The organism is Laceyella tengchongensis, assembly GCF_900182735.1.
Classification (GTDB): Bacteria; Bacillota; Bacilli; order Thermoactinomycetales; family Thermoactinomycetaceae; genus Laceyella; species Laceyella tengchongensis.
Map to the genome: position 1 here is coordinate 15952 of NZ_FXTU01000010.1, position 23829 is coordinate 39780.

General features: G+C 48.9%; 20 protein-coding genes. 19 read left to right on the plus strand and 1 reads right to left on the minus strand.

Features of this window, described 5'->3' with window-relative positions; genetic code table 11:
• The first annotated feature begins 61 nt into the window (after positions 1-61).
• The 6 genes from thrS (at position 62) to QQZ12_RS15150 (ending at position 4626) form a co-directional block, all read left to right on the plus strand.
• Complete coding sequence (thrS, locus tag QQZ12_RS15125) at positions 62-2008, plus strand: threonine--tRNA ligase (protein ID WP_102992641.1); 1947 nt, start codon at positions 62-64, stop codon at positions 2006-2008.
• A gap of 173 nt (positions 2009-2181) precedes the next feature.
• Entirely contained in the window at positions 2182-2586 is a 405-nt protein-coding gene (locus tag QQZ12_RS15130; RefSeq protein ID WP_284724620.1) for a hypothetical protein, read from the plus strand.
• A gap of 325 nt (positions 2587-2911) precedes the next feature.
• On the plus strand, positions 2912-3040 hold the full coding sequence (locus QQZ12_RS15135; RefSeq protein ID WP_284724621.1) for a hypothetical protein: 129 nt from the start codon (positions 2912-2914) through the stop codon (positions 3038-3040).
• 30 nt (positions 3041-3070) lie between these two features.
• Complete coding sequence (locus QQZ12_RS15140) at positions 3071-3556, plus strand: dihydrofolate reductase (protein WP_102992640.1); 486 nt, start codon at positions 3071-3073, stop codon at positions 3554-3556.
• 105 nt (positions 3557-3661) lie between these two features.
• On the plus strand, positions 3662-4426 hold the full coding sequence (locus QQZ12_RS15145) for a ClpP family protease (protein ID WP_102992639.1): 765 nt from the start codon (positions 3662-3664) through the stop codon (positions 4424-4426).
• The gene (locus QQZ12_RS15150) at positions 4423-4626 is read left to right on the plus strand and encodes a YlzJ-like family protein (protein WP_102992638.1); all 204 of its coding nucleotides are present in this window, start codon (positions 4423-4425) and stop codon (positions 4624-4626) included. The genes QQZ12_RS15145 and QQZ12_RS15150 overlap by 4 nt, the downstream gene beginning before the upstream one ends.
• Positions 4627-5927: 1301 nt before the next feature.
• Here QQZ12_RS15150 and QQZ12_RS15155 read toward each other — a convergent pair.
• On the minus strand, positions 5928-7397 hold the full coding sequence (locus tag QQZ12_RS15155) for a phytoene desaturase family protein (protein WP_284724622.1): 1470 nt from the start codon (positions 7395-7397) through the stop codon (positions 5928-5930).
• Positions 7398-8085: 688 nt separating this feature from the next.
• On the opposite strand from QQZ12_RS15155, the gene QQZ12_RS15160 reads away from it, so the two are divergent.
• The 13 genes from QQZ12_RS15160 to QQZ12_RS15220 all read left to right on the plus strand — a co-directional run bounded on the left by QQZ12_RS15160 (position 8086) and on the right by QQZ12_RS15220 (position 23564).
• Positions 8086-10443 carry an FtsK/SpoIIIE family DNA translocase gene (locus QQZ12_RS15160; RefSeq protein WP_284724623.1) on the plus strand — a complete coding sequence of 786 codons (2358 nt, stop codon included), beginning with the start codon at positions 8086-8088 and terminating at the stop codon, positions 10441-10443.
• A 167-nt stretch (positions 10444-10610) separates the two neighbouring features.
• On the plus strand, positions 10611-11639 hold the full coding sequence (locus QQZ12_RS15165; protein ID WP_022737588.1) for a BMP family lipoprotein: 1029 nt from the start codon (positions 10611-10613) through the stop codon (positions 11637-11639).
• Positions 11640-11966: 327 nt separating this feature from the next.
• Entirely contained in the window at positions 11967-13478 is a 1512-nt protein-coding gene (locus tag QQZ12_RS15170; protein ID WP_106342220.1) for an ABC transporter ATP-binding protein, read from the plus strand.
• Positions 13475-14545: an ABC transporter permease gene (locus QQZ12_RS15175; protein WP_102992634.1), complete on the plus strand. Its 1071-nt coding sequence runs from the start codon at positions 13475-13477 to the stop codon at positions 14543-14545. Before QQZ12_RS15170 ends, QQZ12_RS15175 begins: the two co-directional genes overlap by 4 nt.
• Complete coding sequence (locus QQZ12_RS15180; protein WP_102992633.1) at positions 14538-15473, plus strand: ABC transporter permease; 936 nt, start codon at positions 14538-14540, stop codon at positions 15471-15473. The genes QQZ12_RS15175 and QQZ12_RS15180 overlap by 8 nt, the downstream gene beginning before the upstream one ends.
• 99 nt (positions 15474-15572) lie before the next feature.
• On the plus strand, positions 15573-16610 hold the full coding sequence (locus QQZ12_RS15185) for a BMP family lipoprotein (protein WP_284724624.1): 1038 nt from the start codon (positions 15573-15575) through the stop codon (positions 16608-16610).
• A 149-nt stretch (positions 16611-16759) separates the two neighbouring features.
• Positions 16760-18058 (plus strand): EF-P 5-aminopentanol modification-associated protein YfmF, encoded by a 1299-nt coding sequence (yfmF, locus tag QQZ12_RS15190; RefSeq protein WP_284724625.1) that lies wholly within the window; start codon positions 16760-16762, stop codon positions 18056-18058.
• The gene (gene yfmH / locus QQZ12_RS15195; RefSeq protein ID WP_284724626.1) at positions 18045-19337 is read left to right on the plus strand and encodes an EF-P 5-aminopentanol modification-associated protein YfmH; all 1293 of its coding nucleotides are present in this window, start codon (positions 18045-18047) and stop codon (positions 19335-19337) included. Before yfmF ends, yfmH begins: the two co-directional genes overlap by 14 nt.
• Before the next feature lie 53 nt (positions 19338-19390).
• Positions 19391-20143 (plus strand): elongation factor P 5-aminopentanone reductase, encoded by a 753-nt coding sequence (gene ymfI / locus QQZ12_RS15200; protein ID WP_102992629.1) that lies wholly within the window; start codon positions 19391-19393, stop codon positions 20141-20143.
• A gap of 74 nt (positions 20144-20217) precedes the next feature.
• Positions 20218-20469 carry a DUF3243 domain-containing protein gene (locus QQZ12_RS15205; protein WP_022737596.1) on the plus strand — a complete coding sequence of 84 codons (252 nt, stop codon included), beginning with the start codon at positions 20218-20220 and terminating at the stop codon, positions 20467-20469.
• Positions 20470-20643: 174 nt separating this feature from the next.
• Positions 20644-21408, plus strand: a complete 765-nt coding sequence (locus QQZ12_RS15210) for a DUF3388 domain-containing protein (protein WP_284724627.1) — start codon at positions 20644-20646, stop codon at positions 21406-21408.
• Between the two features lie 21 nt (positions 21409-21429).
• The gene (locus tag QQZ12_RS15215) at positions 21430-22644 is read left to right on the plus strand and encodes a helix-turn-helix domain-containing protein (protein WP_284724628.1); all 1215 of its coding nucleotides are present in this window, start codon (positions 21430-21432) and stop codon (positions 22642-22644) included.
• A 26-nt stretch (positions 22645-22670) separates the two neighbouring features.
• Positions 22671-23564, plus strand: coding sequence for a helix-turn-helix domain-containing protein (locus tag QQZ12_RS15220; RefSeq protein ID WP_284724629.1), 894 nt, complete (start codon positions 22671-22673; stop codon positions 23562-23564).
• Positions 23565-23829 lie beyond the last annotated feature (265 nt).

Below are 23829 nucleotides of genomic sequence, written 5' to 3' on the forward strand. Positions count from 1 at the left end.
TCCCTCATTTAATGAGGCGGCGGGGACGTTTTTTATTTTACCTAAAAAGAGGTGTTTAACAGTGGCAGAACAGCTGAAGATCAGGCTAAAAGATGGTTCGGAGAGAGAATACCCAGCTGGCACCACGTTTAAGGAAATTGCCGCGTCCATTTCACGCAGCTTGGCCAAGGAGGCGGTGGCCGCCAAACTGAACGGAAAAGTGTTGGATTTGATGCGCCCATTAGAAGAGAGTGGCGATTTGGAGCTGTTGACCCTAAAGGATGCTGAGGGGGTTGACGTGATGCGCCACACTGCGGCCCATGTTATGGCACAAGCGGTGTCCCGCCTGTATCCTGGCGTCAAGTTCGCGATCGGTCCGGTGATTGAAAACGGGTTTTACTATGATTTTGCTGACCATACCTTCACTCCGGAAGATCTGCCCAAAATTGAGGCAGAGATGAAGAAGATCATCAAGGAAAATCTGCCGTTGGAGCGCGAAGTGCTGTCCCGCGACGAAGCGATCAAGTTTTTCGCCGAGCGGGAGGATCGTTTTAAGGTGGAGTTGATTCAAGACTTGCCGGAAGATGAAGTGATCACCATCTACCGTCAGGGCGAGTTTGTTGATTTGTGCCGCGGTCCACACCTGCCTTCTACTGGCAAGGTGAAAGCATTCAAGCTGATGAACATTTCCGGGGCATACTGGCGTGGGGATTCCGACAGGGAGATGCTGACCCGCATCTATGCCGTGGCTTTCAATAAAAAAGAAGAACTGGATGCCCATTTGAAGCTGTTGGAAGAGGCTAAACAACGCGACCACCGCAAGCTGGGCAAAGAATTAGGCTTGTTCACCTTGTCCAAAGACGTGGGTCAAGGCTTACCGATCTGGTTGCCGAAAGGGGCCAAAATCCGCCGCATCATCGAGCGTTACATTGTGGACTTGGAAGAGCGTTTGGGTTATGAGCATGTGTACACTCCCCATTTGGCCAACGTGGATCTCTACAAAACTTCGGGCCATTGGGAACATTACAAAGAAGACATGTATCCGGTGATGAAGATCGACCAAGAAGAGTTGGTGTTGCGGCCAATGAACTGCCCGCACCATATGATGGTGTACAAATCCCGGTTGCATAGCTATCGCGACCTGCCGATCCGGATCGCTGAGCTGGGCATGATGCACCGCTATGAGATGTCGGGGGCCCTAGCCGGTTTGCAACGGGTGCGGGTGATGACCTTGAATGATGCCCACATCTTCTGCCGTCCCGATCAGATCAAAGAAGAATTTACCCGAGTGGTGCGGCTCATCGAGCAAGTGTACAAGGATTTTGGCATCACAGATTATTATCACCGCTTGTCTTTCCGCGATCCGGAAGATAAGGAGAAATACATCCAAAATGATGAGATGTGGGAATTGGCGCAAGGCATGTTGAAAGAGACCATGGATGACATGGGATTGGACTATGTGATTGCCCCAGGTGAGGCTGCTTTCTATGGTCCGAAATTGGACGTTCAAGTCAAAACGGCGTTGGGCAAAGATGAGACCTTGTCTACCGTGCAACTGGACTTCCAATTGCCGATGCGTTTTGAATTGGAGTACATGGGCGAAGATGGCAAGATGCACCGCCCGGTTGTCCTCCACCGCGGTATTGTAGGAACGATGGAGCGCTTTGTCGCTTTCCTCATCGAACAATACAAAGGAGCATTTCCGGCTTGGTTGGCACCGGTGCAAGCTCGCGTGCTGACGGTAAGCAAAGTGTTTGACACTTACGCGCAGGAAGTGGTGGATGCCTTGACCGGCGCCGGATTGCGAGTGGAGTTTGACAATAGTGACGAGAAGCTCGGCTATAAGATCAGAAAATCGCAAACCGAGAAAATCCCATACACCTTGGTGATCGGGGAGAAAGAACAAGCATCCCGCTCTGTAGCGGTGCGCCGTTATGGTGAAGGGGATCTAGGCGCGATGACGGTGGACGCCTTCGCCAACCTCCTCAAGGAAGAAGTGGGGAACAAAGGGTTGCTGGTGAAAAACTAAGGGGAAATCCATCCCATAGACCGCAGTTCGATGATAACGAACTGCGGTTTTTTTGTGTGTGCGTAAGAAGATGCTGTTGCCAATTTATGCCGTATGAAGATGCGTGGTTTTTCTCGAAATAAGGAAAACCGACGTTCCGTTGGGCCAGTTGCGCAAAGAAAGGGGGATGTGGGATGGCGGATGGACGGAAGCCAAAAACATCGCGGATAAGAAAGGCCCGGCAGCTTTCCCCGAAGAAGTTGTCGGCAACTGAGCCGTCCGCGTCGCCGGGGGCAAGGGAGGATGAGACACCGAGCGGTGGTGGGAAGAACCAGGAGTTCGTAGATCCGTTTCAGCGCTTAATTGAGGAAATCGGTACCCGCACAGAACTGCGGACGAGGGAGTTTTATTTACGAGGTACCAACATTCGCGCCGTATTACTATTCTTGAACGAATTGGCGGATAGTAATATGCTCAATGAACATGTCTTGAAGCCCCTGTTAATGAATTTTCGACTTTCCAATGAGGCTGAAGGGGCCAAGATGCCTGCAAACGTGCTGGATATCATTAGGGCCGTAAGACAAAGTGACAGGGCTTGAAAGAACGATTCTAGCCCTGTCATTTATCTTCGGCAGGGGAAGGAAGCCATAAGTATTCGGTCAATCGTTTAGCGCGTGTGAGCCAGTACAGTTAAGATAAGCCTGGACGTTCACTCCCCTTGTCCTGATTTGTGGTGTTTTGAATGTTGTTATGATTTTTTCATTTTATACATAAATCGTTTTTGGCAAGGGTGATATAATGAAAGTTATTCGACGATGGCACCAGAAAGATCGGTTTCTTTCAGCGAGGTTCCTGTGAAGCCGCTTACGATGGAATGGCCAGGTTGCCGGACCAATTGGCCATGGTGGGTCTTATCCAGGAGAATTGATCCACCAGGCAGTCAGTTCGCTGGACAGCTTGCGACTCAAGATCGCCAACGGCGAATTCCCGTTTGACGAAACGTTGTTGCGCAAGTATGTGGAAGTCGTTTCCCAATCTAACGGAAACGAATGATGGCGAACATTTATTAACGGAGGAACTCACATGTTTTATATGATCGTGGCCAAGGATCTCAACGGCGTAATCGGAAAAGACGGTAACATGCCTTGGGGCAGAGACTTGCCCGCAGATTTGCAGCATTTCCGAAAGGTGACATGGGGACACACCGTCATCATGGGTAGAAAAACATTTGAATCGATTGGTAAACCGTTGCCGGGCCGGGAGAATATTGTGTTATCCAGGAAGCGTACGTTTTTGAGCGACTTTCCCGAAGTGCGCGTGATGGATTTTGACGGGGTGATGGCGGCCACCTTCTCCCGTCCTGCCTTTATCATCGGTGGCCAAGAAATATACGAACTGTTCGCCCCCATCGCCTCCAAAGCCTTCATCACCGTAGTGGAACATGAGTTTGAAGGAGACGCCTATTTCCCACCTCTGCCGGGTGTCTGGGAAATAGTTGCTTCACGCCGGCATCTTCGGGATGACCAGAACAAGTATAGTTGCACTTTCTATCTCTATGAAAAACGATGACACCCTCATGCTACATCGTGTCGTCGCCGTTTTTCCCTGCGGGTGCAATAAGAACCCTTCCTTCCGACCATACTAACAGGGACACGAGGTTGGAGGGATTAGCACATGTCTGAAGATCGTTTGAATATAAAGAATGACCAAGTTGAATCGCCTGAAGTGAATCCGGAGCGGCCAGCGGAGGGGGCGGATGAGCAAAAGAAAAAGGATGCCACGCTGCAAGCTATCCAGCAATTGGGGCAAACCAATGTCCCACAACTGGAATCCAATGTATTCTGCATGAGCATCATCGGACAAGTGGAAGGGCATCTCGTCATGCCTCCGCATAACAAAACAACCAAGTATGAACATATCATTCCGCAAATCGTGGCAGTAGAGCAAAATCCCAAAATCGAGGGAATGGTCGTCATTCTCAACACCGTGGGCGGCGATGTCGAGGCTGGACTGGCCATTGCCGAAATGATCGCTTCCATGAGCAAACCGACCGTTTCGATTGTATTGGGGGGAGGACACAGTATCGGCGTGCCAATTGCTGTGGCGGCAGACACGTCTTTCATTGCGGAAACCGCAACAATGACTGTGCACCCAGTTCGATTGACCGGTTTGGTGATCGGTGTGCCCCAAACTTTTGAGTATTTGGAGAAAATGCAGGATCGCGTGATACGGTTTGTATCCCGACATTCGAATGTCACGGAGGAAAAGTTCCGGGAGTTGATGTTTCGGACTGGGGATTTAGCCCGGGACATCGGTACCAATGTTATTGGCAAAGACGCGGTCAAATATGGGCTGATCGACCGTGTGGGTGGAATCTCGGATGCGCTAGCGGAATTGAACCGGATGATCGCTGAGTCCAAAGGGGAGATTTTGCAGTGATTTATTATGCGGTGGTGCCGATGGAACTCGCTTTTTTTGATGAATCACAAACACCGTTGGAAGAAGTGGAGATCGAGGGGGTGCCCATGCTGGTGCGCAAGCATAATGAACGGGAAAAGACTATTGTTCGTTTGCTCAGCGCCGATCCTGCCCATTATCTCGATCCCCGGTTTCAACCCGGCCTACGAATTAGTCTATGATGAGAGAAAAGCTCTCCTGAGTGGGGAGCTTATTTATTATGGATGGAAATGGTGAAGATTAAAAAGAACAACACATGTGATAGTTAAATGCTTATGGTGGCTCAACTGATCAAAATTTGTCCCAGGCCCAATATGTTAGCATCTGCTTTTGGTTTCCAACCGCAACTTGCTGGCCTAAGCAGTAAGCATATCCGTTATACATCATTGGCTTCTCATGCATTCTAAACTTGATGATGTTTGGGTGAGAAGTCGTTCTATTTTCAAAATTCAACAATAAGAACTTCAATACATACAAACACAAATGTCGAAGTCATTTTTGTGATTTGCAAGAAGAGGCTCCCTTTAAAATTGGGGAACCTTTCTTACTCACACAACGCTTTGATCAAAGTCTTAAGATGATACATGGAGGTAACCTTTTGTAGAAATTGACGTATTTTTGACAAAAAAATTAATTTATTTACGAATATATATTTGGGGCAACTGATCAACTTCAATATGATCATGATCGATGGATGGCAAACTTGGTTCACTGAGAAACAGATCGATTCGATGGGTTTTATTATCCGAATACGTAGTTTGTTTACAACGATCTGCTTTCTTGTCTAGCATCTTAAAACGGAGGGATAATTATGGCAATACAATATGTGGTTTTGATATACGCAGTACTGACATCGATCCTTTTCTTTGGCACAAACATTTTAGGTCAAAAGCTGGAATGGAAACAAAAAACGAGCTTTATGTTGTTTATTATTTTGGATGCTATCTTGATCATCGTTTTTCTCTTTTTGTTCTTTAATGGGACAATAGTTATAGAGTAGAAACAAACAAATACAACCTATCTGGCTGGTTTTATTTGATTGTCTGTGAGAAGTCTGCCCAGTAGAACTGTTTATCTTCGTGCCCCCCCTTTTTCAGCCATCGATCAACCAAAGAATAGGGGTAGAAGGAGCATCAACTTGATGGATGCTTCTTCTACCCCTACATTTTTTATTCGGTTTTTCGCAACACCTGTTTCTCCGTATCGATGATGATGAATTTCTGGACGTACCAAGATAGGGGGAAAGGTCTGTCCTTTCCCTATCGAACTAGTTTCGACATCGATCCCTTTTGGCGTAAACCAAACATGTTTGGCAGTTTCGAGCGACGAAAACCATGATTAGCAGAGGAGCTACGCCTACCGTAAAGCGATATTCTAAATATGTGAAAAAGCCACATTCCATTGGCTTTGTGGCTTTTTCATATCATTGCATATCATTGTGTATCAAAGGGAGTTATATCGATTTCCTCATTTATCGAGGACTTCATCTCGACTGAAGAATGTGGCTGGCGGTGATTTTTCCTGATTTGACGGCTCCGATGACTCCATGTGTGTTAGGTGTCCAATGACCGGCCAAATACAATCCCTCGATCGGCGTGGCGGGCCCCATGTTGTCTGTCCAAGGTTGGGTGGCAGATTTCATCCAACCATAAATCGCTCCGTTGTGGTTGGATGTGTACCGTTCAACCGTTTTCGGGGTGGCGAACTCTTGAAAAACCAATTTTTCTTGAATACCTGGAAGTTTTTTCTCCACTAATGCCACATAATGGCGTTCAATCGCTTCTTTTCCGAGTTGGGTGCGAGCATTTTCCAAATGGGAGGCTGAGCACAAGGACATAAATGTCACAATTGCATATCCGTCGGGGGCCAATCCGGGATCAACGGAAGAAGGGCAACAAACAAGGATACAGGGGTCTGTTTCCGGGTTCAGTGGATCATACAAGTATTGTGCTTCTGTCTCCAATTCTCGATCGGGAAAGAGGAACAGTTCGTGTGGAAGAGATCGGGTATCATGGTTGGACACCGCTCCGTATAGTATCACCGCCGAGTGGGAAGGCATCATTTGATTCATGTTTTGTAGGTAAGTGGAAGGCAAATGTTCCGCGCCTAAAAGATCTATCAGCGTTGTTCGGACGTCGGCATTGGAAATCACGGTGTCTGCCTGGTAACAGTTTCCTTTATGGTCAAGCACGCCCGTGACGCGCTTGCCGTCGAACAGGATTTTTGCCACTTTTTTATTGAGTTGGACGATCCCGCCTTTTGATTCGATATAGTCGCGCAAGAGATTGGCCATCGTTTGCGAACCTCCTCGCGGATAATACGCACCATGATGATAAGAAGCCATCATTGCCATCATAAACGGGGTGCCCAATTGGTTGGTCGGTACACCGCCATAGGGGTGCAATGCTCCCAGTACCAATGTAGCATGGGGATGAGAGAAACGCCCATGCAAGTACTGGGCGAAAGACAGTTGGGTTACTTCCATCAGTCGCTGGAGAACATGGGGTTCCTGTTGAAACTGATCGTGCAAGATGATGGTTCCCAATTGCTTAATCTCTGCGATGGTTTCCTCAATCACCTTTTTATCTGCGGGAAACCATTTCCCCATCAACGCAGACAGTTGGTCGAGGTTGGCAGGAATCTCATAATGACGGGTGCCTAGCTTGAGGTGGAACATGGGGTTTACTTCCAAAAATTCAATGTCACCAGATAGGCCCAACTCCTCGTACAATGAATGAATGATCCCTCCAGGTTCGCATCCGCCGATCAAATGAATTCCCGCGTCAAAAAGAAAGGCGCCCCTTCGGAAAGACTGGGCGCACCCCCCAACCACATAATGCTGTTCTAAAACGGACACCTTCATTCCCGCTTTGGCCAATAACGCTCCAGCGGTGAGACCGCCCAATCCAGAACCGATAATGATGACATCAAGGTCTGTGTGCACTTGTTTCACTTTCGTTCCTCCACAAATATAATATTTATTTAATTATTTTATGATTAATAAATATATAAAGGGGCATTAAAATAGATAAGTTAATGACAATTAGTTTAATTTTGTGTGAGTGCGGTGATCCGAACCCCTTTGACGCGCACGTGTTGAAGGCTTGTGCACGATGAGAGATGAACTGAATTGAAATACTCTGATGAAAAACAGCATTTGCCGCCTAAATTGATTAACGAAATGCTGATTTCGTTAATCAACAAATAAAACTCTATTCAAAATGAGTTTTTTTACGTTATGTTGGCATACGCTGTGGTTTTGCAAGATAGAACCTTTATTAGGGTGTGTCTGGCAAATCAAGTTAGTGGGGAAGAAGCGGCGGATAAAACCTTTTCTCGAGGAGGCCTCGCCACGCGTGAAGCGAATGAGAAAATGTTTTTGGAGTCGCTGGCCTATTTATCAGACACACCCTAATAATGTAATGTCCTATGCGAACGCCCGAACCAGGGTTTTTTTAATTTTCGCTTGATCGGTGGGCAGGGAATGGGCACGTCGATGGGAAATTTCGTAAGATGGGATCATTCGCCGACCAGCCGGGGCAAAAAGAACAGATTAATCAGAAATGTCAAGGGAAGAAATCCTGCTGGTGAGCTTTTCCATGTTATAATGGAAAGCGATGGCTAAGTGAAAGGTGATCGAAATGGCAAGGAAAAAGAAAAAAAATAAGCAACCTGAACAACTAAAGCGTGAAATATTATTCGAAATTTATGGCATCACCCTTTTGGCCTTATCTTTTATCACTATGGCAAGTTATGGCGCCATCGGGCGAAACTTGACGTATTTGGCTCGGTTTATCGTGGGAACATGGGATTTTGCTGTGCCCATCATCGGTATCTGGCTGGCAGTGTATGTAATGGTCAATCGGAAATGGCTGCAACGCTGGTCGCCACGGATGACAGGCGTGTTGTTGGTGTTTTTGTCGCTACTGGCTTATAACCATTATCTCACCTTCCACACATTGCAGACCAAACAAGGCATCGTCGACGCCACGTGGTACCTTTTGTTGAATGAGCGGACTTCCGCCGTTCCCCAGGACATTGGCAGTGGCATGGTAGGTGCTGTCCTCTACGCTCTATTGCGGTTTTTGTTTGCTGACACAGGCACGTTGATTGTGCTGGGGGCGTTTGTGCTGAGCGGGCTTCTATTGATCGCTGATTTCTCGTATGTAAAGGCGTTTAAGAAGACCAAGGGCTGGATCAAGAAGATGAAGAAAAAAGCGAAACGGAGCCTGATTGAATGGCTGCGTGGATATGTAGCTAAACAAGCTCGCCGCCAGAAAAAGCGGCACAAAGCGACTGCCTCGTCGCGACGGCGGGAGGATGCCGAGCAAGGTGTTAGCAATGAGCCGATCGTCGAACCGATCATTTATGATTTCGCCGATCATGCTTACCGGAAAGAAGCGGGAGATGGCATAAAGCCGAAGCAATTGCAACTTCAGCTCAAGACAGAAGAAGGATCGACTCTCCACCAAGACATCCCTGCCCAGGCGACTGGTTCAGCTGAACCGGCCAAAGAGGAAGAATTGGTGGTCCGGTTCCAGTCGCACACGCCGGCGGAATACCGGTTGCCTCCGCTTTCATTGCTCACCAAATTCAAACGGAAACATCAGCTGAATCAAGGCGATTATCAAGAAAACGCCAAAATCCTGGTCGATAAGTTGAAGAGTTTCGGCGTAAAGGCCAATGTGATCGGAATCCATAGGGGGCCGGCTGTGACGCGGTATGAGATTCAGCCGGAGACAGGGGTGAAAGTGAGCCGGATCGTCAATCTGGCAGATGACATCGCATTGGCGTTGGCAGCGCAAGATATTCGCATTGAAGCACCTATTCCCGGTAAGTCCGCGGTGGGGATTGAAGTCCCCAATTCCGAAGTCGCCAAAGTCGGGTTGCGTGATGTGATAGAAAGTTCGCCTTACCAAGACAACCAATCCAAACTGAGCATCGCTTTAGGACGAGATATTTATGGTGAGCCCAAAGTGGACAGCTTGGCGAAAATGCCCCATTTGCTGATCGCGGGGGCGACCGGTTCGGGTAAAAGTGTCTGTATTAACGGCATCGTTGTCAGCTTGCTCTACAAGGCGCGTCCCGACGAAGTGAAGCTGATGATGATTGACCCCAAAATGGTTGAATTGAACGTGTACAACGGCATTCCTCATCTGCTGGTGCCAGTGGTGACGGAGCCGCGTAAAGCGGCTGTTGCTCTCAAGAAAGTGGTGGCCGAGATGGAGAAGCGATATGAGTTGTTCGCCAAGATGGGTGCGCGCGATATTGAACGGTATAACCAGATGGTCGCCGAACGGAAAGAGGATGGAAGAGAGCCGTTGCCCTATATTGTAGTAATTGTCGATGAGTTGGCGGATTTGATGATGGTGGCGCCATCCGATGTGGAAGACGCGATTTGCCGCCTGGCACAAATGGCCCGTGCCGCTGGGATTCATTTGATCATCGCCACGCAACGTCCGTCCGTCGATGTCATCACGGGTGTGATCAAAGCGAATATCCCTTCTCGAATCGCCTTTGCCGTTTCCTCACAAGCCGACTCGCGGACCATTCTCGACATGGGCGGCGCCGAAAAGTTGTTGGGTCGAGGGGATATGTTGTATATGCCAACCGGTGCGTCCAAACCGATTCGGATTCAAGGGGCATTTGTCACGGATGAAGAGGTGGAGGCGGTGGTGAAGTTTGTAAAAGGCCAGCAGGAACCCCATTACCAAGAAGAGATGATTCCGCAGGCGGGTGAGAATCAGGCGCAGGACATGACTGACGAGCTTTATCCGCAAGCGGTTCAGATCGTGTTGGAATCACAGGCGGCTTCAGCTTCGCTTCTGCAACGCCGCTTGCGGGTGGGTTACACCCGGGCTGCGCGCCTTATCGATATGATGGAAGGAGACGGTCTGATCGGTCCCTATGAAGGTAGCAAACCGCGCGAAGTGTTGATGACGAAAGAACAATATGAACAGAAACAAAACAGTAGCCAAATAAGTAAACCCATGGTATAACATTTATGGGCGAAGCTTTATTTGACATCCAAATAATGTTTTTATCAAAAATATAGAATTCCTCTGGATTGATACGTATTTTTTCTGTATTGGTTAGAGGGGGGTTTTTTGCGTCAGATGAAGCTTAGCACTACAAGCGATTTGTTGCTGCAAGGGGGAAAATGGAAATGGTAAGAAAAGCATGGGCTGCCGTGTTGGCGGGTGTCCTAGCTGTCTCATTGGTCGGTTGTTCCGGTCAAAATGCAGGACAAGCTGGAGGCAAAGGATTTTCTGTAGGCATGGTAACGGATACGGGAGGTTTGAATGACGAGTCATTCAACCAAAGCGCTTGGTCCGGCATCGAACGTTCCAAAAAAGAATTGAGCACGGATATCAAGGCACTAGAATCCAAACGTGACGAAGACTATGTTCCTAACTTGACCAAATTTGCCCGTGAAGGCCGCAATATCACTTGGGGCATTGGCTTTAAGTTCAACAAAGCGATCCCAGAAGTGGCTAACCAATTTCAAAACGTGCACTTTGGCATTGTGGACGACAATTTGGGCGGAAACATTCCGAAGAACGTAACGGCAGTAACCTTTAAAGAAGAAGAAGGTTCCTTCCTTGTTGGGGCGATTGCTGGTCTGACGACGAAAACAAACAAAGTCGGCTTTATCGGCGGAATGACCTCTCCTTTGATCAAGAAGTTTGAAGCTGGCTTCATCGCAGGGGTGAAAGCGGTAAACCCTAACGCGGAAGTACAGGTTGCTTATGCTGAAAGTTTCACCGACGCGACGAAAGGTCGCTCTTTGGCTCAATCCATGTACAATGGAAACGTTGACATCATTTACCATGCTTCCGGTGGTGTTGGCAAAGGGCTGTTTGATGAAGTGAAAGTACGTGAACAAGGCAAATTCTGGGCTATCGGTGTCGACATGGACCAATCCAAACTGGCTCCGGAACACACCTTGACTTCCATGATCAAAAAAGTAGATGTTGCCGTGTTTGATGTGATCAAAGAATTGAAAGAAGGAAAACTCAAAGGCGGCGAGCAAAAAGAGTTCGGCTTGAAAGAGGGCGGCGTAAGCTTTGTAAAAAGCAAACACATCAGCGACGATGTAGTGAAAAAAGTGGAAGAGTTCCAACAAAAAATCATCAAAGGCGAAATCAAGGTGCCAACCACGCCTGAAGAAGCGAAAAACTTTAAAGCGAACTAATCAGGCGGAGCAAGAGTTGGAGGAACACTCCAACTCTTTTTTATGTCCAAATTAGAAAAACATATTGAAATTCTGTGGTTATAGTAGCTATTTATAAAAATATCTCTTCCTAATTCTAATTATCTCATGTATACTAGAAATCCCTCTTGTTTTAATCCGCTTTCATTTGGAAGCGAGATGGTTCGCCGTTTTTTTTTGATTTTGGCATCATGCATACTGCTGAAAGCGTTGTCTCATTCTAAAATGGAAAGACAAGGGATATAAACAAGGGGAGAAAGCACGATCCTTTTCATTTATAAAGGGGGGAAGCCTGTGAACGTCGTTGAGATGCTAGGAATAACCAAACGGTTCCCGGGAATCGTTGCCAATGATCAAATTCATCTCACTGTGAAAAAGGGTGAGATTCATGCCTTGCTTGGGGAAAATGGAGCTGGAAAGTCAACATTGATGAACATCCTGTTTGGCTTGTATCAGCCGGATGAGGGTGAAATTCGCATCAAGGAACAACCGGTTACCATCACAGGCCCCACAATGGCCAATAAGCTTGGAATCGGTATGGTTCACCAACACTTTATGTTAGTCCAACCATTCACTGTCACCGAAAACATCATTCTGGGTGACGAACGGAGCAAGTTGGGCATCATCGATGTGAAAAAAGCGGAAAGTGAGATCCGGCGCCTGTCGGAACGCTATAATCTCAAGGTGGATCCCACGGCTAAAATATCTGATATTTCCGTAGGCATGCAGCAACGGGTGGAAATCCTCAAAACATTGTACCGTGGCGCTGACATTTTGATCTTTGACGAGCCGACTGCCGTGTTGACTCCGCAAGAGATCAATGAGTTGATGGAAATTATGCGGAACCTTGTAAAAGAAGGGAAAACAATTATTTTCATCACACATAAGCTGAAAGAAATCATGAGCACTTGCGACCGGGTAACGGTGATTCGCCGCGGAAAGGTGATCAAGACGGTCGATGTGCAAGATACGGATGAGAATCAACTAGCCGCGCTGATGGTTGGCCGGGAAGTCTCTTTCGAGATCGAAAAAGCAGAAGCCAATCCGAGTCAAACGGTGTTGGATATTGCCAATCTGGTTGTTGAAGACAATCGCGGTGTAGAAGTGGTTCGCGGGCTGAACATGCAAGTGAGAGCTGGTGAAGTGGTCGGCTTGGCTGGTGTGGACGGCAACGGACAAACTGAATTGATCGAAGCGATCACCGGCTTGCGTCCGGTAAAAGGCGGGGTGATTCGCCTTGGCGGGCACGATGTGACCAATGCAAGCCCTCGCAAGGTGACCGAAGCGGGCGTGGGCCACATCCCCGAGGACCGTCACAAACGCGGGCTCGTCCTTGACTTTTCGGTTAGTGAAAACATGGTCTTGCAAACATATTACCAAGAGCCGTTTTCGAAAAATGGGCTGATACAAAAAGATGAAGTGGATAAATACGCGGAGCGATTGATCAGCGAGTTTGACGTGCGCACGCCTGATAAACACGTGCCTATTCGTGCTTTATCCGGCGGTAACCAGCAAAAAGCGATCATCGCTCGGGAAGTGGACCGCAATCCTGACTTTTTGATCGCGGCGCAACCGACCCGTGGGTTGGACGTAGGGGCGATTGAGTTCATCCATCGCCGGATCATCGAACAACGGGATAATGGCAAAGCCGTGCTGTTGGTCTCTTTGGAGCTGGATGAAGTCCTGAAATTGAGTGATCGGGTGGCCGTGATTTATGAAGGGAAAATCGTCGGCTGGGTTGATCCGAAAAACACCTCCGAAGAAGAATTGGGCTTGTTGATGGCTGGCAGTGTCAAACAACAGGAGGTGAAGGCGGAATGAAAGTCTTGTCTCGCATCAATTCACAATCTACTTTTATCACTTCCCTGTTGTCCATTTTGCTAGGGATGTTGATTGGCGCGATCATGATGGTGGTGGCCGGATATGATCCGATTGCGGCTTACAACGCGTTGTTCGTCAGTGCGTTGGTGCAGCCATACGACCTCGGTGAAACGCTCCGGACGATCACGCCTCTGATCTTGACTGGTTTGGCGGTTGCCTTGGCGTTTCGGACGGGCTTGTTCAACATCGGCGTCGAGGGGCAGTTTATCGTGGGTCAGTTGGTGGCGATCATCGTCGGGCTCAAATTGAATCTGCCTCCTGTTTTGCATGCAGTTGTGGCTGTGATCGCTGGTGGCTTGGCCGGAGCTGTATGGGGCTTGGTACCGGGCTTGTTGAAGGCGACGCGCGGGGTTCACGAGGTGATCATCTCTATCATGATGAACTTTATCGCCTTGTACCTGTCGAACGCATTGGTTTTCCACTGGATGTCCAATGGGGCCGATTCGACGCCGAAAATCATGGATTCCGCTTCGCTACGCATTGATGCTGTTTCACAAATGTTCGGAGGCGCCCGTTTGCATTTTGGACTTATCCTTGCGATCTTGGCCGCTTTCGTCATGTATGTGCTTGTATGGCGCACCCGGTTGGGATATGAATTGCGCGCGGTTGGACACAATCCGCTGGCAGCGGAATACGCAGGCATGAGCGTTAAACGCAACATCATTTTGTCTATGATGTTCAGTGGTACGTTCGCCGGTTTGGCCGGAGCGGGCGAAGCGTTGGGTACAAGCGGTTATCTGGCGATTCAACCTGCCTTTACGGGTATCGGGTTTGATGGCATTGCGGTAGCACTGTTGGGCGCCAGCACTCCACTAGGTGTCGTGTTGGCTTCTGTGCTGTTTGGTATCCTCACATATGGCGGCGGAAACATGCAGTTCGAAGCCGGGGTGCCGTTTGAAGTCATTCGGGTAGTGTTTGCCGCAATCATCTTGTTTGTGGCTGCCAATGTGACCGGCCGGCTCTTGGGCAAATTCAGCCGGAATAAAGGGGGGGACAAGCGTGCTTGATACGTTGACCAACATATTATCAACAACTGTCATTTATGCCACCCCGTTGATTTTGGCCGGGATGGGTGGCCTGTATTCTGAGCGGTCCGGTGTCGTCAATATCGGGTTGGAGGGATTGATGACCATTGGTGCGTTTACCGCGGTCGTTTCCACTCTAACAACCGGTAGTCCATGGCTGGGCCTGCTGTTTGCAGTTCTTGCAGGGGTGTTGCTCGCATTGCCGCACGCTGTCGCCTCCATTACATTTAAAGCGGATCAAGTGGTCAGCGGTGTGGCGATCAACTTTTTGGCTTTAGGGTTATCCGTTTATTTGGTTAAGCACTTGTATGATGGCGCGGGGCAAACCCCGGTGGTGGAAAACAAGTTAAATGCCATCGCGATTCCGTTTCTGAGCGATATTCCTGTGATCGGCCCCTCTCTGTTTAAAGCGTTGCCGACCACGTATATCGCGATTTTGGTGGTACTGATCAGTTACTATCTGCTTACTCGTACCACCTTCGGCATGCGGTTGCGCGCGGTGGGTGAACATCCGCATGCGGCGGAGACAGCGGGCGTATCCGTGGTGAAAATGCGCTATGTTGCCGTATTGATCAGTGGCGCGCTGGCCGCATTAGGGGGAGCTGGATTGTCGATTGCCATCGGTAGTGAGTTCAACCAAGGCACAGTGGCGGGTCAAGGGTTCATCGCTTTGGCTGCGCTGATTTTCGGGAAGTGGCGTCCGTTTGGGGTACTGGGGGCGGCAACGTTCTTCGGTTTTGCCGTAGCTTTGACCCTGACAGGCCAGCTGTTCAATGTAACGAAATACGTGCCCAGTGAAGTGCTGAGCATGTTGCCTTATGTGTTGACCATCCTGGCGTTGGCCGGCTTCGTAGGCCGGGCGGAAGCGCCGGCAGCAGTTGGGAAACCATACGAAAAAGGAAGCCGTTAATCCTCATCAAAAGACCTTAGCCAATTGATTGGCTGAGGTTTTTTTTATTTGCTCAGGTTCATACTAAGTTCATCCAGATCAAAACAAAGGAGGATTATCATGAAACGGATGAGTTGGGCTTCGTTGCTGCTGGCTTGCTGTGTATTCTTGCTGTCTGCGTGTGCAGGCGGCGGAAACGTCAACCAAAAGGCGAAAGGCGATTTCTCCGCCGGGATGGTGACTGACACGGGCGGTTTGAACGATGAATCATTCAACCAAATCACTTACGCCGGCTTGAAACGGGCACAAAAGGAATTAGGAATAGATATCAAGGCACTTGAGTCAAAGCGGGATGAGGATTATGTGCCCAACTTGACCAAATTTGCCAGGGAAAACCGCAACATGATATGGGGTGTCGGTTTTAAGATTGAAAAAGCCATTGCTGATGTGGCAAATCAATTTCCAAATGCTCAGTTTGGGATCGTGGACAGCGATATGGGCGGCAAGATTCCCAAAAATGTTACCGCTGTCACTTTCAAGGAAGAAGAAGGCTCATTTTTGATGGGAATGATTGCCGCTTTGAGCACCAAGACGGGAAAGGTTGGCTTCATTGGCGGGATTAGCTCCCCCCTCATCAAAAAGTTTGAAGTGGGGTATCGAGCCGGTGTTCATGCGGCAAACCCCAAAGTGAAAGTGCAAGTAGCGTACGCTGAGAGCTTTAATGATGCCACCAAAGGGCGGTCGCTGGCCAAAGCGATGTACGATGGTGGAGCTGATATCATTTATCATGCGGCTGGCGGTGTTGGAAAAGGATTGTTTGACGAAGTAAAGACACGGGAAAAAGGAAAATATTGGGCTATCGGAGTGGACATGGATCAGAGTCGCTTGGCTCCAGATCACACTTTGAGCTCGATGGTTAAGAGAGTGGATGTGGCTGTTTTCAACGTGATGAAAGCACAGCAACAGAAGAAGCACAAAGCAGGCAAATTGTTGCAATTCGGCTTAAAAGAAAACGGGGTGGACTATGCCCCAACCACTACCAAACATGTCAAGCCTGACGTGCTCAAACGGGTGGATGAATTCAAACAAAGAGTGGTCAATAAAGAACTGATTGTTCCTGCAACAGAAGCTGATCTGAAACAATTCATGCAGAGTTAAAACGGCGCCGCCTGACTGCTGTGAACGAGCCGTTGGGCGGTAGCGCTTTTTCGAAAGGGAATTCATCCGAAAAAGTGGTTATCGTTTCCATTCAGTTGGAATTAGTCTATAATGTTAATACATCGGCACATTAAAGGAGAGGTGTCAACGTGGCCAATAACCATTTTGAAACCGTTTCGATTGGAAATATCCAAGTGCATGTCTTACCAAGCACCAAGTTTAAAACGACCACGTTTGTAGCTTATATCGGACAAGAACTCAAGCCGGAAACCGTAACCAAAACCGCGCTGTTGCCGGCGGTGTTGCAACGGGGTACACAATCGACCCCCACCACGATCGAATTGAAAAGGAAGCTGGATGACCTGTACGGAGCCATCCTGTTTGGCGACGTGTCTAAACGTGGGGAACGCCACCTAATGGAATTTGGTCTGGAAATCGCCAATGAGCGGTATTTGCAGGACAAGCCGGCGCTTTTGGAAGAAGGGCTGTCCTTTTTCACCGAAGTTTTGTTTGCCTCGGCAACCGAAGGAAATGGGTTCAAAGCTTCTTATGTGGAGGCTGAAAAGAAGAACCTCAAGCAAAAAATCGAAAGTCTGCAAGACGACAAAATCCGCTATGCCGCTCAGCGCATGGTAGAAGAGATGTGCAAAGGCGAACCCTACGCCTTGTTTAATCACGGACGGTTAGCTGATTTGGAGCAATTGGGGGCGACCGAACTTTATACATATTATCAAGATGTGATTCGCACCTGCCCCATCGACCTGTACTGCGTAGGCAATGTTTCGACGGAACAGGTTGTCGAACTGTTGCGTGACCGCTTGGCCTCGCAGGTAACTGGGCAACGCAAGACATATACACTCGCCCCCGTCGTCCGCGAAGTAAAGGAAGAAAAGGTGGTTGTCGATCGGCTCAATGTAAAACAAGGCAAATTAAACATCGGTTGCCGTACACAAACGGAGATCACTTCGAACGACTATCCGGCGCTGGTTGTCTACAACGGGATTTTGGGTGGGTTCCCGCACTCTAAGCTTTTCCGCAATGTGCGTGAAAAGGCTAGCCTGGCGTACTACTGCTCTTCCCGATTGGAAAGCCTCAAGGGCTTGCTGATGATCCAATCCGGCATCGAAATCGGCAATTTCCAACGAGCGGTCGACATCATCAAAGAACAATTGGAAGCCATGCGTCAGGGACGAATCGACCAACAAGAATTGGAACAAACCAAAGCGACATTGACCAATGCTTACAAAGAACAGCAAGACCGCTCTTATGAGTTGATCCATTTCCATCACCAATCGGTGTTGGCTGGGCAAGAAAGAACGCTGGAGCAGATGCTGCAAGCCATTCAGCGCGTCAGCATAGAAGATGTCGTGCGGGTGGCGCAAAAGGTGCAATTGGATACGATTTATTTCCTGCGTGACCAGGAGGGGAATGCTGATGCAAAAAATTGAATTCGCCCAAATCCAAGAAACCCTGTTTTATGAAAAGCTGCCCAATGGATTGCATGTGTACATCTTGCCGAAGCAAGGGTTCAGCAAGACGTTCGCCACTTTCACGACGAAATACGGTTCGGTTGACAACACCTTTCAAGTGCCTGGCAAGGAGAAAATCTCCGTACCCGACGGGATCGCCCACTTTTTGGAGCACAAGATGTTCGAACAGCCTTCCGGAGAAGATGTTTTCCAAGAATTTTCACGCCAGGGCGCCTCAGCCAATGCCTTTACCAGCTTTACTAGAACAGCTTATCTCTTTTCTTGCACCGACCATGTGGAAAAAAACTTGACCACTCTGCTCGATTTTGTGCAATCGCCCCATTTCACGGATGAAAACGTAGAGAAGGAAAAAGGAATCATCGGTCAGGAAATCCGTATGTATGATGACAATCCAGATTGGCGCTCCTACTTTGGTCTGATCGAGGCGATGTACCAAAAACATCCCGTGAAAATCGACATCGCCGGCACAGTTGAGTCCATTGCACAAATCAACAAAGAGTTGCTGTACACCTGTTACGAGACGTTTTACCATCCAAGCAACATGCTGTTATTTGTCGTCGGTGCGGTGGACCCGGAGCGCACCATGACCTTGATCAGGGAAAACCAAGTCGCTAAAAAGTTTGAGCAACAAGCGGAGATCGTCCGTTTCTTTGACGAAGAGCCGGACGAGGTGGCCCAGCCGCTGAACGAAATGAAATTGAGTGTGGGTATTTCCAAGTGCCTATTTGGTTTCAAAGAGGGCAAAGCTTGGACACAAGTGGAAGGGGAAGCCGCATTGAAACAAGAATTGGCGACCCAAATCGTGCTGGAGGCCTTGGTCGGCCCGGCGACTGAATTGTATCAATCCCTATATGACGAAGGTTTGATCGACGATAACTTCGGTTTTGACTACTCATTGGAAAGCGGATTTGGCTTTTCGATGATGGGAGGGGATACACCTAATCCCGATCGGTTGCTGGAGCGGATACGGGAAGAGTTGCCGCAGAAGATCGACCAAGGCATTTCGCAGGATACCTTTGACCGGATTCGCAAGAAAAAAATCGGTAGCAATTTGCGGTATCTCAATTCCCCTGAGTGGATTGCTAACCAATTCACCAGTTACCAATTCAAAGGGGTAGACTTGTTCCGCATCATTCCGATGTTGGAGGAGTTAACACTGGCTGACGTGAACGAGCGAATGAAAGAACATATCGATTGGTCGCGTTTTGCTGTGTCGCTAGTGCGGCCATTGGGATAATAAATGTATGCGTCCTTGAAAAAGGGCGCCTTTTTAAATGGGGGGATGGACGGATGGAAGCGAAGTTGGCAGGGGAAGTCGCGTGGGTTACCGGAGCGAGCGGAGGGATCGGCGCGGCTGTCGCAGAAGCATTGGCAGAGGCAGGGGCCGCGGTGGCGGTCGGATATCTGAATTCCGAGGCTGAAGCACAACGTGTTGTTGAGCGTTGCCGAACATACGGCAGGCCGGCTTTTGCGGTGCGGCACGACGTGGCAAGAAGAGAGTCGGTAGACCAGGCACATCAAGCGATTGTCTCCCAATTGGGAGCGCCGACGGTTCTTATCCATGCTGCTGGACAGGGCATGGTCGGTTTTTTTCAGGATCATTCGGAGAGTGAGTTTGATGACGTCATGGATGTACATGTGCGGGGGTTTTTTCACTTGGCGCAAGTCGTGTTGACGAGCATGTTAAGCCGCAAACACGGGCGGATCGTGGCGGTCTCATCCATATGGGGCCAGACGGGTGGCGCGCTGGAAGTGCTTTATTCTGCCGCCAAGGGAGCGCAGATCGGCATGGTGAAAGCCCTCGCTAAAGAATTGGCGCGTTCGGGAATCACAGTCAACGCAGTGGCTCCTGGCGCCATTCACACGAAGTTGTTGGATGGGCAACTAACCCGTGACGAACAGGAGGCGTTGGCTGATGATATCCCGATGGGCAGATTGGGGGCGCCGAACGAGGTGGCCCATGCGGTGAAATTCCTGTGTTCTGGCGACGCGGGTTATGTGACTGGCCAAGTACTCGCGGTCAATGGCGGTTGGTACACATAAGCATAAAAAAAATGTTTTTGTCCCATATTACTCTTAGAGCGATAAAATCGCTGAGTGGTATAGGAGGGAAAAGCATGACCATCTTGGAAAATTTTGATCAGTGGAAAGAGTTTTTGTCAAATCGCGTGCATCAAGCGGAGAAGCTGGGGATGGATCGCGAAACGATTTCCGAATTGGCCTACCAAATTGGTGACTACTTGGCAAAAGACGTTGACCCGCAAAACGAGCAAGAGCGGCTGTTAGCCGATTTGTGGAGTGTGGCTAGTGAAGATGAGCAACGCACCATGGCGAATTTGATGGTAAAATTAGTTGATTCAAATAAGTGATTAGTGCATCGTATATAAAAATAAAACACCTGTAGATATCAGGTGTTTTATTTTTATAACTACATAATTTGTTTATTTTTAAAACTACCTCCTTCAATTTGGATTATGCTATACTAAAAGTCATATGAATCCCTTCTAAAGGCAAGCGGTGAAGGAGTGGAGGGGTGTTTTGGAATGAGTTCTCAGGAATGGTATTTGGAATATCAAATTCATAAAAACCGACCGGGGCTACTAGGGGATCTCGCCTCTTTGCTGGGTATGCTTTCCATAAACATTGTGACAATTAACGGTGTGGAAAACAGACGCCGAGGGATGCTTTTGCGAACAGAGGAACAAAAAAAAATTGAAGCATTGAAACAGATCCTCCTCGGTGTTGACAATATCACGATCACCGCGTTGCGTCCGCCGAAATTGGTGGATAGGATGGCCATACGGCATGGGCGGTATTTGGATCGGTGCATTGAAGACAAGCGAACCTACCGTTTTACTAGGGACGAATTGGGCTTGCTTGTTGATTTTATGGCAGAGCTGTTCAAAAAAGAAGGGCACCAGCTGGTCGGGGTGCGGGGTATGCCACGCGTGGGGAAAACGGAGTCGATCGTGGCTTCCAGTGTCTGCGCAAATAAACGGTGGACATTTGTTTCATCCACCTTGTTGAAGCAGACGGTTCGAAGTCAGTTGGCTCACGATGAATTGTCTGAGAACCATGTGTACATCATCGATGGCATTGTGTCTACGCGCAGAGCCACCGAACGACATGACCAATTGGTCAGGGACATTTTGCGGATGCAAGCAACCAAAGTGATTGAGCATCCAGATATTTTTGTCAAAGAGACGGAATACACGCTCGATGACTTTGACACGATCATTGAATTGAGAAATCATCCTGATGAACAGATTACGTACGAAGTGGTGGAACCAGAATTCGATGGATTTTAACAAACGTTTGGAGGGGGAAACATGGCCGGGATTGGAGCTTATTTGCGTCAGGCGCGAGAGCGGCAGGGATACACGCTCGAGCAAATGAACAGTTCTACGAACATTCATACAGAATATTTGAATGCGTTGGAAAATGATCGCTTCGACCAATTGCCAAGTCCGTTTTATGCCAAAGCTTTTTTGCGCACATATGCGAAATGCTTGGGCTTAGACGCGCGGCCTTTATTGGATTACTTTGAGAAAACGGTGCTGGGGAAAACGGAAGAACCAGCACAACCGACAGTGCAGCCGGCTCCACAACCGCGCGCTACTTTCGGACCAAACAATATCAAACCAGTTGAAGCAAAACAAGATCCATTTGCTTTGCCGCAAGGCCAACCATTGCGCCAGCCACAGCCGCAATCTTTGCTCAAAAAGACAAAACCGCAGGATCAACAAACCACTCGCACTGTGATGCCGGCTTCCATGCAACCAGGAGGGCATGCACACCAGACTCCGATGCAACTAAGGGCCGCACAGCCCATGCCACCGAAGGCGATGACACCACCGCAACTACAATCTATGACGCCTCAGGCACAGCCGCCCACACCATTGCCACCATCACAGCCACAACAACCAACACCATCGCTTGAAATGACACAAACTCTGCGTTCGAATTTGCCGGACTTGCAACAAACCATGCAACATCGACCGCTGGCACCGCGCCGGATCGCTTTGGAGAGCAAGAGTGAAGGTAGGAAAGACAAAAAGCCCCTCACATGGGTTTTGCCCGTTGCCATCGGGGCGTTGTTATTGGTGGGTGGAACGTTGTATTTTACTGTGTTCCAGCCGGAAACCGATTCAGCTGGCGGAAATGGGGGCAAGAATGTGGCCGATTCCGTTGACCATAGCGTGCGTGCGGATGGGCAGAACACTGTCTATCTGGAAGAAGGTGGAACGTCGGACAATCCATTGGAAGGGCAATTGTATTATGTGCGAAACGCTAATAAGCTGGAAGTGAAATTGAAAGGCAGGGACGGCGAATCGACCGTCAGTTTTGCCCCGACGGCCAAAGACACCCCGCAAGAATTTACCTTGAAAGTCGGCGAAGAGAAATCCTTGGAGATCGGTAACCAGAATCAGGTTTGGTTCCGCTTGGGCACCCCATCCAATGTAGAAGTGACAGCGAATGGGCAGACTATCAACACTTCGGCTCAAGATACGGAGAAAAGTTACCGCGTGCAATTGAAGAAATGATGAAGTAGTTGGCGGGAGGGATCAGCTTGTCTAATGAAATAGGTTACCGGTTACGACAAGCGCGTGAATTATTGAGGCTTTCGCTTGAAGATGTGGAAGCGACCACACGAATCCAGAAAAAATATCTGATTGCTTTGGAGCAGGGAGATTTCAGTCAATTTCCCAGTCCGGCGTATGTTCGTGCGTACGTGCGCGCCTATGCCTTGGCCGTAGGCGAAAATCCACAACAATTGTTGCATCTTTACCAGCCAGGGCCCCAACCACCGACTGGTGCGAGGTCGGTGAACCAGCGGTTGCCACAACAACCAGTGGCGGGAGGGCAACAGCTGAGACAAGCCAACACCCGGATGACTCCGACACCGTCTGCCTACCCGAACCGCATGGAGCAAGCGAAGTCCTTGCGCCAAATGACAGAAGAATCGGCGGAACTCGTAGAGCAACCGACGTTGGCGCGCACGGCCAAGGGCAAGCCGCGGCGTCCTCAGATGCCGGCGGATGTGCCGGATCCGGAAGAACTGGGAATCACTCCTTCTCCGCCTGAGCCGGTAGCAGGGCCGCGCAGGCAAGCAAGCCCGCCCCTACAACCGCGTAGAAGAGATGCGAGGCGGGAAAAAAAGAAGCAAGGCTCCGTATTCGGCAAGGTGTACACAATTATGTTGATCGTGGGCGCGGTGTTGCTGGTGCTCGCTACCATCGCGTTTATGTGGTACCGGGCAGAAAACGCAGCGCAATTAAAATCGAAGGAAGCCCCTCTTACAGTGAAGCAAAATCAGGTGAAAGAAGCGGACAAGCCGTTGGGCAAACCGCGTTTGTCCGTTCTCTCCACCTCGCCTGAGGGTCCGGACCGATATGAACTGATCAACGCGCATGAGTTGGAGTTAAAAATCAGTTGGTTGAGAGAGTCGGGTAGCGCATTTTAAGTGCGGAAACAAGAGATAGACAAGTCGTTTGTCCAAGGCGAGGTTACCGAGGATAAAAAAGTATTCACCCAGTCATTTTAGACTGGGGTCCGGCTCAAATTATTATAAAATAAAAATGTTTCTGTAAATATCAATGGATTTCCTGTTGTTATCAATAAATATTCAAGCGCAAAAGATATTTATATCTCCGTTATGAAGTGAAGCTCTCTGTGATAAGAGAGCTTTTTTGACACATGAAAAAGGTCGTGGTATGCTTGAGTCAAAT